At 47.8% G+C, this 12,954-nt stretch carries 12 protein-coding genes and 2 tRNA genes; 7 read left to right on the top strand and 7 right to left on the bottom strand.

The window, feature by feature from the left end; genetic code table 11:
* Positions 1–124: 124 nt before the first annotated feature.
* Together RA156_RS09915 and RA156_RS09910 are read right to left on the bottom strand one after the other, a co-directional pair.
* On the bottom strand, positions 125–1,075 hold the full coding sequence (locus RA156_RS09915) for a hypothetical protein (RefSeq protein WP_306639811.1): 951 nt from the start codon (positions 1,073–1,075) through the stop codon (positions 125–127).
* A 192-nt stretch (positions 1,076–1,267) separates the two neighbouring features.
* Positions 1,268–1,612 (bottom strand): hypothetical protein, encoded by a 345-nt coding sequence (locus tag RA156_RS09910; protein WP_306639810.1) that lies wholly within the window; start codon positions 1,610–1,612, stop codon positions 1,268–1,270.
* A gap of 225 nt (positions 1,613–1,837) precedes the next feature.
* Between RA156_RS09910 and RA156_RS09905 the strand changes: the two genes are divergently transcribed.
* Positions 1,838–3,124 carry an OmpA family protein gene (locus tag RA156_RS09905; RefSeq protein WP_306644183.1) on the top strand — a complete coding sequence of 429 codons (1,287 nt, stop codon included), beginning with the start codon at positions 1,838–1,840 and terminating at the stop codon, positions 3,122–3,124.
* A gap of 253 nt (positions 3,125–3,377) precedes the next feature.
* Positions 3,378–3,755, top strand: coding sequence for an endonuclease domain-containing protein (locus RA156_RS09900; protein ID WP_306639808.1), 378 nt, complete (start codon positions 3,378–3,380; stop codon positions 3,753–3,755).
* Here the strand turns inward: RA156_RS09900 and RA156_RS09895 are convergent.
* The 5 genes from RA156_RS09895 to rlmD are packed head-to-tail and all read right to left on the bottom strand — an operon-like array spanning position 3,752 to position 7,591.
* Complete coding sequence (locus RA156_RS09895) at positions 3,752–4,453, bottom strand: hypothetical protein (protein ID WP_306639806.1); 702 nt, start codon at positions 4,451–4,453, stop codon at positions 3,752–3,754. The two genes, RA156_RS09900 and RA156_RS09895, sit on opposite strands and share 4 nt — an antisense overlap.
* 33 nt (positions 4,454–4,486) lie before the next feature.
* A complete protein-coding gene (locus tag RA156_RS09890) occupies positions 4,487–5,014 on the bottom strand; it encodes a hypothetical protein (protein WP_306639804.1) in 528 nt (175 codons plus the stop codon).
* Between the two features lie 37 nt (positions 5,015–5,051).
* On the bottom strand, positions 5,052–5,561 hold the full coding sequence (locus RA156_RS09885) for a phosphoribosyltransferase family protein (RefSeq protein ID WP_306639802.1): 510 nt from the start codon (positions 5,559–5,561) through the stop codon (positions 5,052–5,054).
* Between the two features lie 15 nt (positions 5,562–5,576).
* Positions 5,577–6,158 (bottom strand): methyltransferase domain-containing protein, encoded by a 582-nt coding sequence (locus RA156_RS09880; protein ID WP_306639800.1) that lies wholly within the window; start codon positions 6,156–6,158, stop codon positions 5,577–5,579.
* Positions 6,155–7,591 (bottom strand): 23S rRNA (uracil(1939)-C(5))-methyltransferase RlmD, encoded by a 1,437-nt coding sequence (gene rlmD, locus RA156_RS09875; RefSeq protein ID WP_306639798.1) that lies wholly within the window; start codon positions 7,589–7,591, stop codon positions 6,155–6,157. The genes RA156_RS09880 and rlmD overlap by 4 nt, the downstream gene beginning before the upstream one ends.
* A gap of 404 nt (positions 7,592–7,995) precedes the next feature.
* Between rlmD and RA156_RS09870 the strand changes: the two genes are divergently transcribed.
* The 5 genes from RA156_RS09870 (at position 7,996) to RA156_RS09850 (ending at position 12,698) form a co-directional block, all read left to right on the top strand.
* Positions 7,996–8,811, top strand: coding sequence for an endonuclease/exonuclease/phosphatase family protein (locus tag RA156_RS09870; RefSeq protein ID WP_306639796.1), 816 nt, complete (start codon positions 7,996–7,998; stop codon positions 8,809–8,811).
* Entirely contained in the window at positions 8,811–10,253 is a 1,443-nt protein-coding gene (locus tag RA156_RS09865; protein WP_306639794.1) for an SLC13 family permease, read from the top strand. The genes RA156_RS09870 and RA156_RS09865 overlap by 1 nt, the downstream gene beginning before the upstream one ends.
* 75 nt (positions 10,254–10,328) lie before the next feature.
* On the top strand, positions 10,329–12,431 hold the full coding sequence (locus RA156_RS09860; RefSeq protein ID WP_306639792.1) for an HD family phosphohydrolase: 2,103 nt from the start codon (positions 10,329–10,331) through the stop codon (positions 12,429–12,431).
* 68 nt (positions 12,432–12,499) lie between these two features.
* Positions 12,500–12,583: transfer RNA gene (locus RA156_RS09855), tRNA-Ser, on the top strand.
* A 40-nt stretch (positions 12,584–12,623) separates the two neighbouring features.
* Positions 12,624–12,698 (top strand) — tRNA-Pro (locus RA156_RS09850).
* The last annotated feature ends 256 nt before the right edge of the window (positions 12,699–12,954 follow it).

Genomic DNA, 12,954 nt, shown 5'->3' with positions numbered 1-12,954 from the left:
TTAGGGTACAGGCTATAGCCGGGGTACTCCTGAGTTACGGGTTACGAAGTAGAATCCCTAAGGGATATGTTGGGTTGTTCATTGGGTAAAAATGCCTAGGTATAGATTCTCGATGTCTTAAGCACTATTCGCTTCTGAACGGAGCCTCAGAGATTCGCTTCGGTACAATCCGATGAACGATTTTGATTTCGCGTTCGAACTTGTCTTTATTTTCAAGCATAGTATCATAGCTAATACCGAATTCTTCCAGTGCAATGTTATTTCGGGCTTCCGTGAAGGCTTTATAGATTTCGTCGAAAAGTCGAACATATAGATTGTAAGATGACGAGTGACATTGGACCGATACAAGGTAATCTGAAACTTTTCGTTCCCCGAGTCCTTCCATATTGACGGTCTTTAAGTCAATCGAGTCTTTCGAATTCCTGACATCGGAAATATGACTTGCTAAGGCAGTTTTTAAATGTTGAATCTCTACATATGTGTCATTAAAGAAAATGGAGTCTTCCGTGGTGATGAGAACTTGCAGGATGGTCCTTAATGAGTCATGTTTTATTTCTCCCGTTGCAATGCTACCAATAAGTTCAAGTGAATTTTCGGTTCCCATTGAAAATGCAACGCTGTAAAAGGTCAGTAAGTAATGCTTGACTTCGTTTTCATTGAAGTCAGATTTACTAAATACCTCTTTGAATTCACTAAACGTTTGGCTTGGAGCTATGTGTGTATAGTCTGAGACTATCCGGTCCATTGTTCTTATTTTCTCGTAACACAGTTTACTGCATGAGCTTTGAAGGAAGCACTTTTGAAATTTCGAGAATAGAATAGGGTGGACTTCGGTGCTAATGAGGTCGTATTTATTGTTCTCAATAATTGAGTCAATTAGTCGGACGTAGCTATCAGGTGTTTCATCTTGAAGATGTCCTATCGCGATAAGAGAATCCTCTAATTGTCGGATGGCAGTATCATATGTCATGTCTTGATCAGCGAACTCTTTGTCCCAGCAGTTACAATCATCTTGTCCAGAAAGCTGTTCAAAAGTTAAGAGGACGACAATGCTGACCAATAGAAAACGAATCAATTTGAATTGATGGCTGACATAGTCCGAATTGTGTAGCTCAAAGATTTTTGAAGACTTTATGTGAGTTGTTCGCATGAGATGTGTGTCTCTGTTATGCTCAACGGTATGAGGTGAATGGGAAACTGACCATCACGAAACTACTCCTAAGTTAGTTCATTGTTTACGTTGGCAATCTTTCAAGTTTCATTCTTCCTAATCTTTCTCAGTTTTGACGATCAACACATGTCCAGAACCTTTCTTCGTGGTTACATTAAAAAACCACACATTCTTCAATCCTTTTAACAGAGTGGGGTCTTCATCAATTGGAAATGGAAGCACTTGCTCCTCGATTTCTTGGATAGTCTTTGCACCAAGGTGCTCGATTTCATTCATGTTATGACGAAGATTTTCAACCCAGCCTTTTAGAGAAGAGTGAAGACTTTCTGCATGCACTTGGCTTGTATAAGTCCCGCCACGAAAATCCATGATGAAGGTGTAAAAATTGTTGTTGTGCAATTCCATAGTATAGTCAGGACTCGTATTCTGTATTTGATTCAAGTAAATAGAATATCGGTAATACTATGATTCCCTAAAAACCAAAGACCAAAAACTACCAACCTATTAACATTTCGCCACTTAGCCATTTCGCCCTTCAACCCCAAAAGAAAACCAACACCTACCTGTTCACACCTTTCTCAAACTCAAGTCATTCCAGCCGTTCTCAACGCTACATTCGTTATCGTGAGAACTTGTGTCCTCATACTAACCTTTCTTCTTTTGGCTGTGGTAGGATTCAGCCAACAAACCACCATCGTTAATCACTATCAAGGAGATGAAGACCCGGGGGACGGGATGCGCTATGTCTTAAAAAGCACCGAGCGTCACACCGTGGTCATCAACTATTACGAACCTGCACTTGAAGGAGATGAGGCGCGTATGCAAGCATTGATCTCTGATGCGATGGACTTCTACATCGACCGCTCGGTTATCTTCGATGGACAACGAATCTCGCTCAAGAACAAACCTGAAGTGATGCGTCGTGACCTCGAAGACATCGTGAGTGATGCCGTAGATCATTACCACTTCCGAGAGCTGAGTGAATTCAAAGGTTTTTCGAGTGATGTGCTGCAAGGGTTGAAGTCACTCGACGGAGCTTCTGTTCCTTCTGATTGGGATCCAGATCTCCAGGGAGGACCGATGACCGACAAGCGTTTCTTCTTCGTTGAGTCGAAGGTCAATGAACTGAAATCGAAACTACGTAGCGAAGTAGACCTCTTTGCTGATGGCAACCTCTTGGTTCAAGTGGAGTCAGTAGAACAACAACTCGCCGCTGAACAAGACAGCCTACTTCAGGCAGTCCGGGGGTTCAAGACCAATGATCCATTGGCACCCATGGAGATTGAATTCAGTTCAGAAACCCTCAACCTACTAGCAAGCGACGATCAATTCATCCTACCGACGTTCCGCGATAGCGAAAAAGAAGACCCGCTAAGCAATGACCTGGCAGACAGAATTCTCAACATGCTTGAGAAGAACAATGAAAAGATTGATGCCCTCAGTTCAGAGGTAGAGACCCTACGTGCTGACCGCGAACGTGACCGCCAAGAACAACAAGACGCCTACAACGCCCAACTTCAAGGTCAGATTGATGAATTGCGCTCACTACTCACCATGCTCATCGAAGACCGCGCCAACCCTATTGATCGCGACCCGAATGTGAGTCTACCCAAACCTAGAAACACGGCTAGTATTCCGAGCTCCTTCAAGGGCTTTGACATCTTCTTCTCCTCCGGCGGCACCCGCTTAGACCTCAACGCTCAAATCCAATTGAGCGAACTCCTCGAACTCATGGCCTACGACCAAGATCTCAAAATCATGGTCACCGGCTATTCAGATAAGGTTGGCGATCGCCAACAAAACCTCAAGCTCTCCCAAGCCCGCGCCGGCGCAGTCAGAGATCACCTCCTCGCTGCAGGTATCGAAGAACACCGCGTTTTGGTGAACTTCTTCGGTGAAGAGAAAGCGAATGGGGGAGCGGGGGATCGTAGGGTGGAGGTTCGGTTCCTTTAGCTCTGGACCCCTTAACCCCTCCCGGCCTCCCCTTTTCAAGGGGAGGAGGGGTATGTGGTTATTGACAGTTTAAGGGTAATCTTCCGCCTCGTGAAACTGATCCCCACACAGCACACAGAAAACATCCTCCCAAGGAACGTTTCCTCCCTTCGGAGAGGGGGAGGCCAGGAGGGGTGCTGCACGTTCATAAACTTCTCACCTACACCAGTAAAACCAATGTAAAACCAACCCAATTCTTCCCTTGATTTGCTCCATGTCACGAAGAAATTTCCAGCTGCTCCTCAAAACCCGTCGCCGAGAACTACGTCGCTCTGCCACGCCGGCTGAAGTAGAGCTATGGAAATACCTCAGGCGAAGGCAGGTGATGGGACTACGATTCCGGAGGCAGCATAGTATGGGGCCGTATATCATGGACTTCTATTGCCCGGAAGCGAAGTTGTGCATTGAGATGGATGGACCGTATCACGATCACCCTGAGCAGATCGAGAGGGATGTGAGACGAGAAAAGGATCTAAAGATGATGGGGGTAGATATGCTCCGATTCAAGAACCATGTGGTTTTTGATGATCCAGAGGTGATTGTTGAGTCAATCAAAGAGCATGTGCTGAAGTGGAATATCCGGGAATACTAGCCTTGTGTTTCGTCTGAAATTTCAATGTGAGAACCGGCGGCAGCAGTTCCTCCAAGGACTTGTCCTTGGTTGATTAGAAGGGTGCTTAGTTCGTTTAAGGAGGTAAGATCTATGACTTCGAATTCAGATCGACTGAACTTGTTTTTGAGGCCGTTGATGAGTTGGTCAGTATTGAAGTTTAAGCGTTCTTGTTTACCGATATAGAAGAAATGTTGACGCTGCGCCTTGACATAAATAACCGGCGTGTCGAACAGTTGAGCGCGTGAGATGCCTTGTTGTTCAAAGACCTTCACCATCTCTTTCCTCAAGGAATCTTCAAAGAAAGTCTGATCTCCGTGATAAGCAGGTACCTCATAGAAGCCACGTTGCAGGTCTTCGTCAGAAACGAATTGAGCAATGTCATCTGACACATCGATGCCCTTGAAGTTGGCTTTGTTCGACCCTACCATACTTACCGGTCCCATCGGTGGGCAAAACCAACAACAGAGAAAATTCCAGAGGGAGTAGCCCCAAGCTCTGCCGGAAATTGCCGAAAAGTCCTCGGTGGAATAGACCTTTGAGACCCGCTTGATGGGCGTGAACGGACGAGGGATCAAATACTGAAACACGTAAAACTTCAGACTTGACGTGTCCACCGAATTACTGTCAAGTACTTGCTCAGAACCTCCTACGTAATTAATCTTATGCCTGATGTTCATGGGGTCAAATTACATGAAGTATTCGCTGACTTCCTACTCTACTATCGGACTCTGCAAGTAGATGGTGAAAATTCGAATGAGCATACCAGCTAAAGCAAGTACAATACCGACCCATACCCTAGAGCTGAAGTGATGTGCTAGTCTTTTTCTTAAGATCAAAATTCCAGGAAGAAGGATGAACACTGGAGCACTCAAGGAAGATCTTATCGTTTGCCAAATTGAAACCGTGATGAAATCGCGGTGAAGATCTGTTACCACTCGGAGATAGGTAGGGCCTAGACTTTGGATTATGAAGAATCCCCACACAAATACCAGCACTCCCCAAGCCCACTTTTTCCTCCGCAAGTACCAAGGGAAACAAACTGGAATCAACAAGTAAAGCGCAAAAGGAATGTGATAAATCAGAGAGGAACGAGCTCCATCCCAACCAAGACTTGAGTAGAAATTGAAATATGGCCCAAACCAATAAATCCAAAACCCACAGAGACTAACCAACGGAAGGTAAATGACCCAGAAAGAGTCTTTTCTCTTCTCGTCTATACCTCCATCTAGTAATTCCATAGAAACAGCCTTACGCCATAAGCCCTAAGCCTTAAGCCTACTGAAGATAAGCCGCATACTTCCGCCCTTCCTTCTCCACAGCCACATGCTCTTTCAAATTAGTTGAAAGCGTCATCCCTACATAATCAGCGCGGATTGGGAACTTGCGGTGGGTACGGTCAACAAGAACGACGGTACGGAGTGATTTTGGAGCCGAATCAAGAAGATGAGCCGCAGCGTAAATCAGGGTGCGTCCGCTGTTCAAGACGTCGTCAATCAATAAGACGTGCTTGTTCTTAAATTCGGAGAGGTCGCGCTTGAGGTCGATCGACTCAGCCAACGGCTTGTCTTTATTCAAGGCGATCTCAGTGTAGATGACCTCAATCTCAGAGATCTTGGCGAATTCCTTTTGCAGGAGTTGGGCCATGTTGGAACCGATTCCCTTCACACCTACGAAGTACAGCGACTTCTCTTTGTAGTAGTCTTCTAGGATTTGGTGAGCGATTCGACGAACGGTTTGTTCAATCTCCCAAGCATCTAAAATCTGTGTGCGTTCCTTCGTTTCCATACACTACGAAAGTAGCTATTTTTTCACCAGCTCGAAGTAGAATTCCTTCCCCGAACGTGGGGTGATGGAGTGCTCTGAAATGGCGAGGTGTGTAATTTCAAAATGGGTACTAAAGCGTTCTCGGTATTCTTCTTGGCTACCGCCGAACGGTGGACCTTGTTCCGTTAAAGGGAAGTCGAACAACAAACCAGTCAGTACTCCTTTGTCGACCAGAATTTCCGACATCTTAGAAACATACTGTTCTCGCATGCTCGGTGGCAAGGCACAAAAGAAAGTCTGTTCCAATACCACATCAAATTGCTGATCGAGCTCGAAGAAATCGCCGTGTAACAGCTGAGTTTTCGGGAAATCCGGAACACGTTCTAGAAAGGCATTCAAGGGAGCTTCTGATAGGTCACAGATGTATAGGTTCTTGAATCCTTTGTTCCAGAGTTCCTCCGCCTCGTAGGCATTGCCTGCTCCTGGGATTAAGATCTTCTTATCTGAACCTGCTTTTTCAGCGGCTTTGATGAGTTGGGGCGACGCATATCCGATGTCCCAACCGGTGGAACCGTCTTCATAGCGTTTGGTCCAATACGCTTCGTTTAGTTCGCTCATGCTTTGTCGAATTGCGCAATTGCTTCAACGTGTGAGGTATGCGGGAATTGATCTACGAGTTTTAAACGCTTCATTTCGTATCCTGCTTCACTCAAGGTAGCTGCGTCACGCGCCTGCGTTGAAGGATTGCATGACACATAAACAATGCGACGTGCCCCCAGTTCAATCACCTTTTTCAAGGTCTTCGGCGCAATACCTGCACGCGGTGGGTCCAACACAATCGTATCAATCTTCCCAATGTATTCAGGGTATTCTCGCAAGAACTTACCGGCGTCGGCCGCATAGAACTCGACGTTCTCTACGCCGTTTCGCTTGGCGTTTTCTTTGGCATCTTCGATGGAACTCTCCACGATGTCAACACCGATCACTTTCGCACCGCTTCCTTTCGCGAGGAGCTGTCCGATGGTACCGGTTCCACAGAAAAGGTCCATCAAGAAAGCGTCTTCAGAAGCTGGTTTGCCGGCGAAGTCTACAACGAGTGAGTAGAGCTTTTCGGCGCTCTTCGGATTGGTCTGGAAGAAACTCGACATGCTGATCTCGAAGTCTAGTCCGTTGATGCGTTCGATGACTTTTTCTTCACCGTAGATCACGCTTGAACTTCCGCTTCGGGCTTCTACACGTTCGCCTTTATCATCGTTGATGGTGTGAAGGATTCCTTGAATACGTTCTCCCCAGATTTTCACGCAGAGGTCAATAAATCCTTGGGTATCGAACTGATCTAGTTCGTCGCTGGTAGTCACAAGGTTCAATAACAGCTTATTGGCATGCAGGCTACGTCGCACCACAAAGAAGCGATAAAACCCTTCCCGCTTCGGCGGATGCCAAGGAGGAAGTCCAGAAGCCTCAAAGAACTGACGCAGCTCTTTCAATCCGTTTTCTAACTCAGCATCAAACAGTCCGCTATCGGCATCGAGGTTCTCCACCTTCCACCAAGTTCCGCGGTGCTTAAAGCCCAGCGCAAAGCCGTCAAATTCTTCGGCACTAGCCAAATCAAAACCAATCGCCGAAAAAGAATACTCCATCTTATTTCGGTAATGCCAGGTCATTGGAGACGCCAACATCCCTTCATAGATGCCATCGATCTCGAGGTTGCCAATACGCTTGTACAGCTCCAAGGCCGTCTGCTCCTTCAGCTTCAACTGCTCTTCAATCGGCAGTCGCGCATAAGGCGCCCCAGGAATTGGCTGATACGGAATCTCCACCTCCGTAGGCGCCGGCTTCACCACCGCCTCCAGCTTACATTCCGCAAAACGATTCTTGCACTTAATCACCCGCGCCTTCACATGCTGACCCGGCAGGCTATTTTGAACAAACACGGTAAAATCACCCTGTTCCGTCGGAACCTTCGCGATTCCTTTCCCACCAAAAGCGAAGCCAGTGATCTCAACATCGATGATCTCTCCCTTCCTGTATTTACGTTGTACTCGAGGCATCCGGCAAAGATAAAGGAACGCGGATTGCGGATGGCGGATTGCGGTGGGTTTTTAAGCGACGGGCTTGGCAAGGTTAGTCCGCCTTTGGCGGTTAGCGTGATTAGTCCGCCTTTGGCGGTTAGTGTGATTAGTCCGTCTGCGGCGGTTAGTGTGATTAGTCCGCCTGTGGCGGTTAGTTTGATTAGTTTAATAACTACCCTCTTAGTCTTCAACTCAGCCAAGCTCAAACTATCCGCCAGAGGCGGACTGACCATGCTAATCATGCTAATCATCCTAAGAATGAGGCGGACTGACCATGCTAATCATGCTATCCGCCAACGGCGTACTAACCCAACGGACGCCGGAAGCCGGATGCCGGAAAAAAACAACCCATCCCCCATATTCCACATTCCCTATATTCGCACATGACCCGAATGCTAACGATTTGCTTGCTGTTGATGGGAACCTTCTGCATGGCGCAGGAAGTTCAGGTGATGACGTTCAATATCCGATATGATAATCCGGATGACCCAGTGACCTGGGATGAGCGGAAGAAAGAAGTGTCGCGTGCGATGTTCTTTCATGATATCATTGGCATTCAAGAAGGACTGCAACATCAAGTAGATTATTTGGATGAGCAGCTGGTGTTTCATGATTGGGTTGGTGTTGGAAGAGACGACGGAGAAAGAGGTGGAGAGCATACGGCGATCTTCTATAATCGCATGACATTTAGCTTGTTGCATTCGGAGACGATTTGGCTTTCGCCTTGGCCGAAGGCAGCAGGAAGCGTTGGATGGGATGCTGATTTACCGCGTACGGCGACCATCGCGATTTTCAAGCACAACGAATCAGGAAAGACGGTCAGGGTAATCAATACCCATCTCGATCATGAAGGAGTTCAATCGCGTATTTGCGCTTCGCATATTCTTCGTGGGTATGCAGCTTTAGCTACAGAAGATCATGTAGTCATCTTGGGTGATTTCAATGCGGATCCTGATTCGAAGGCCTATGAAATGATGAATACGGAGCCATTTAGCGACTCGTATGTGAGTTCGGCGCTGCGTTGTCGTGAAGATTTTACGACCTATTCGACCTTCAATCCGAGCGTTTCCATTCTGCTGCGTATCGACCACATTTTTGTCAATACGCGCAGGGTCAATTGGATCTGCGCCGATGAATACATCATCAACGAGCATTATATCTCTGATCACCTTCCGGTGTTTATTTCGCTCGATCTCTGATGAAAAGCGGACAAATCAAACTCCTCGGTCTGATTGGCGGTCCGGTTCTGTTTTTGCTCTTGTCGATAGCGGAGTTTCAATCACTTCCTACCGATGCGGGTAAAGTCTTGGCTGTAGCGGCTTGGATGTTAGTTTGGTGGGTGACCGAAGCGGTGCCGATTGCAGCGACAGCCTTGTTGCCATTGGTACTCTATCCACTCACCAACACACTGAAGATTGAAGAAACGGCAGTAAACTACGGTAGCAAGTACGTCTTCCTTTTCATGGGTGGGTTCTTGGTAGCACTGGCCATGGAGAAATGGCAACTGCACCGAAGGATTGCCTTGAACATCGTCTCGGTGATGGGCGATTCAGCCCAGCGAATTGTGTTTGGTTTCATGCTGGCCACAGCCTTTTTAAGCATGTGGATCTCCAATACGGCTACCACCTTGATGATGCTCCCGATTGCCATGAGTGTGATTTCGCTTTTACGCGAGCAGATCAACGATGAGGTGATGGGCAAACGTTTTGCCATGAATCTATTGTTGGGTGTGGCTTACGCCGCGAATTGTGGTGGCATTGCCACACTGGTTGGTACGCCTCCGAATGCAGCCATGGCAGGAATCATTAGCGATACCTATGGCGTTGATATCGGCTTCGGACATTGGATGCTGGTAGGCTTGCCATTCTCCTTGATCATGCTGATTAGCGTGTATTTCCTGATGATCAAAGTGCTCTTACCACTCAAGGTGGGAAGGTTCAATGCGGGTAAATCGCTCGTGTCAAATGAACTGACGAAACTAGGTAGGATCTCTCGTAATGAAGTGATGGTGCTGTGGGTGTTTGTTTTGACAGCCGCGCTTTGGATTTTCCGAGGGCTGATCAACGATATGCAAGCGGTGATTCGATTAAATGATTCGAGCATTGCGATGATCTCCGGTATCGCACTCTTCATGATTCCTTCCGATAAAAAGGGAGGCAGAATTCTCGATTGGAAAGACACTGAGAAACTGCCTTGGGGCATCCTATTACTCTTTGGTGGCGGATTGGCCCTCGCCAATGGGTTTAAGAAAAGTGGCCTTGTAGAAGTCATTGCTGAAGTATTCGCCGGACAAGAAGCACTGGGCTTGCTAGGGTTGACCTTGACCTTGACATTGGTAGCGCTGTTCCTCACTGAGGTGATGAGTAATCTAGCCTTAGTCGTGGTATTTGTTCCGGTTGTTGGCGCTATCGCGGAAGGGATGGGGCTTGACCCCTTACAGTTTGCGGTACCCGTCACGCTCGCCGCCAGCTGTGCCTTTATGTTGCCGATGGCTACACCTCCGAATGCGATTGTATTCGCCAGTGGCGAAATCTCCATACCTGGAATGGCGAGAGTAGGAGTGGTCTTGAACTTGGTAGCCGTTCTCGTGGCCACCTTGCTCTGTTCATTGGTGCTTCAGCCTTGGTTGGCCGGAGTTTAAAGTCGTTGATTTATCCGTGAATAATCTTAGTTCCTCTTTGCTAAAGAGTGGCTCTACATCATGTACCTTGCCGTCATGCAAGACTTCCTAGAGAAGATACGTGATGCGCACAACGACATCCTCGTCTTTGTGCTTTTTGCCGGCTGTCTTGGGGTGCTACTATACATGTACCCAAGAGAGGGACAGTTCAAATTTGAATACGCCGAAGGTCGGGTTTGGCAATACGAAGACCTGTTCGCTCCCAACGATCTGCAGATTGACCGATTGGAAGAAGAGATCAAAGCGGATCAAGATGCCATTCGCAACGAGCAGGCTCCTGTTTATGTGGTGGATGCCAGTTTGGTTGATCAGAAGATCGCTCAATTCGAAAAAGCACTTGCCAAGCAATGGCCCGAGCGAGAACAAGGTGTCATCGAAGACTTGTTGACTTCTGAACGAAGAGATAGTTTGAAGATGGTAGAACAACTCACCATCGGTGCAAAAGTCATCAATGACCTATACTCGTCGGGTATCATCGACCTCGCACAGCAGCATGAGGAGATGGGCCGAACCGATGGTCTACTGGTGAAGAATGGTGGGACCAGTCGTTCTGTCGAGAGACAAGATCTCTACACCATCTCTGAAGCGGTATTGGAGTCGAACCGCACCCTTAACCGGAACCCAAAAGCTGAAGCTGATTTCCTTCAACCGATCATCCAGCAATGCCTTGCTTACAATCTTTCTTACGACGCTGAAGCGACAGAGCGTTTTGTGGAGAACAGACTTCAAACGGTCGTTCGAACAGCGGGAAATTTAAGTGCCGGCGAACTCATTATCCGCAAAGGACAATTGGTTGGGAAGGATGAACTGCGCGTGCTGAACTCACTCGAAAGTGATTACGAAAACGAAGCGGGAAAGGGGAGAAGTTGGTGGATTATTCTTCTAGGACAGGCTCTTCTGATTTCGCTCGGACTGGTAGCCATGGTGATCATCATTAAGATGCTCCAGCCTGAGATTCTTGAATCACCCTCACGCATCACTTTCATTATCCTCTTGGTCTTGCTCATGGCATTGACGGTGAAGATTGCGTTGGAAGTCCCAACGCTCAGCATCTTCTTAGCGCCGCTGTGTATGCTGCCGATCGTCATTCGAACATTCTACGATGCCCGGTTAGCGATTCTCTTGCACGTAGTGAATGTCTTCATGTTGAGCTTCATTGTGCCGAGTGCGTTTGAGTTTGTATTCCTTCAAATCTTCGCAGGTATTCTGTTGTTGTACGGGATGCGTTCCTTGGCACGTCGTTCGCAATTCTTCAATGCGGCCTTGGTGATCTTCTTCAGTTACTCGGCGACCTATCTGGGTTTGAATATTATCCAAGAAGGAAACTTCGAAGGCATCCACTTGACCAACTACGCGTGGTTTGGAGGGAACGCAGTGTTATCGATGCTCGCTTTCCCATTGATCTACTTCATTGAGCGCAGCTTTGGCTTCGTTTCAGAGGTGAGTCTGCTTGAGATTAGTGATTCGAATAACGTTCTCCTCCGAGAGCTCAGTGAGAAAGCACCAGGCACTTTCCAGCATACTTTACAGGTTTCAAATTTGGCTGAAGAAGCAATTCGCGCCATTGGCGGAAATGTGTTGTTGGTAAGAGCCGGCGCCTTATACCATGACATCGGGAAGATGGAAGCCCCACAGTACTTCACGGAGAACCAACACGGCATCAATCCACATGACGATCTCGGCTATGAAGAGAGCGCGGGCATTATCATCATGCATGTCATCAAAGGAATTGAGCTAGCGCGGAAACACCGTCTCCCAGAAGAAATCATTGATTTCATCCGAACCCACCACGGCACAACTCGAACCGAGTACTTCTACCGCAAGGCCGTCGAAGAACAAGGCAAAGACAACGTAGACATCGCCAAATTTACCTATCCAGGCCCCAAGCCTTTCAGTCGTGAAACCGCAGTACTCATGATGGCAGATACGGTAGAAGCAGCGTCACGAAGTTTGACTAACTACAGCGAAGAGAACCTCGAGGCGCTCATTGAGGGCCTCATCGGTCACCAACAATCCATGGGGCAATTCGAAAATGCATCGATTACTTTCAAGGAGATTACCACTGTGAAGAAGGTGTTTCTCAGGAAGTTAAAGAACATCTACCACGCCCGCATCGCCTACCCAGACCGCAAGGAGTAAATTTTTTTCGATCGAAAACTGGTCAGTCTAATTAGAATCACTAATTTTGCCCTCCGGCAGCGGCCGAGGGAGAGGTGGCAGAGTGGTAATGCAGCAGCCTGCTAAGCTGTGATCGAGTTTTCGATCCCTGGGTTCGAATCCCAGTCTCTCCGCAGAGAACGCCGCTCGCGGTGTTGACATAGAATATTAGTTCGGGGCGTAGCGCAGTCCGGTTAGCGCACCTGGTTTGGGACCAGGGGGTCGCAGGTTCGAATCCTGCCGCCCCGACGAATAAGAGCCGACTCCTTTAGGGGTCGGCTTTTTTGTGTCTTGAAGTTTAGGGGTGTTCCGGAATGTAGGGTGTGGATCGCAGAACGCGGATCGCGGTTAGGAATGCGGAGCGCGGACTGCAGAACGCGGTGAAAATGAATTTCGGACGCCGGATGCCGGACGCCGGAAACAGCATGATTAGTCCGCCTTCGGCGGTAGCGTGATTAGTGTGGTTAGTTATGTTCCGTCCACCGTCCACCGTCCACCGTCCACC

Source organism: Sanyastnella coralliicola (assembly GCF_030845195.1).
In the GTDB taxonomy this organism is placed as follows: Bacteria; Bacteroidota; Bacteroidia; order Flavobacteriales_D; family Sanyastnellaceae; genus Sanyastnella; species Sanyastnella coralliicola.
Note: the sequence above shows the minus strand (reverse complement) of the source record. Positions and strands in the feature narration are given on the sequence as shown.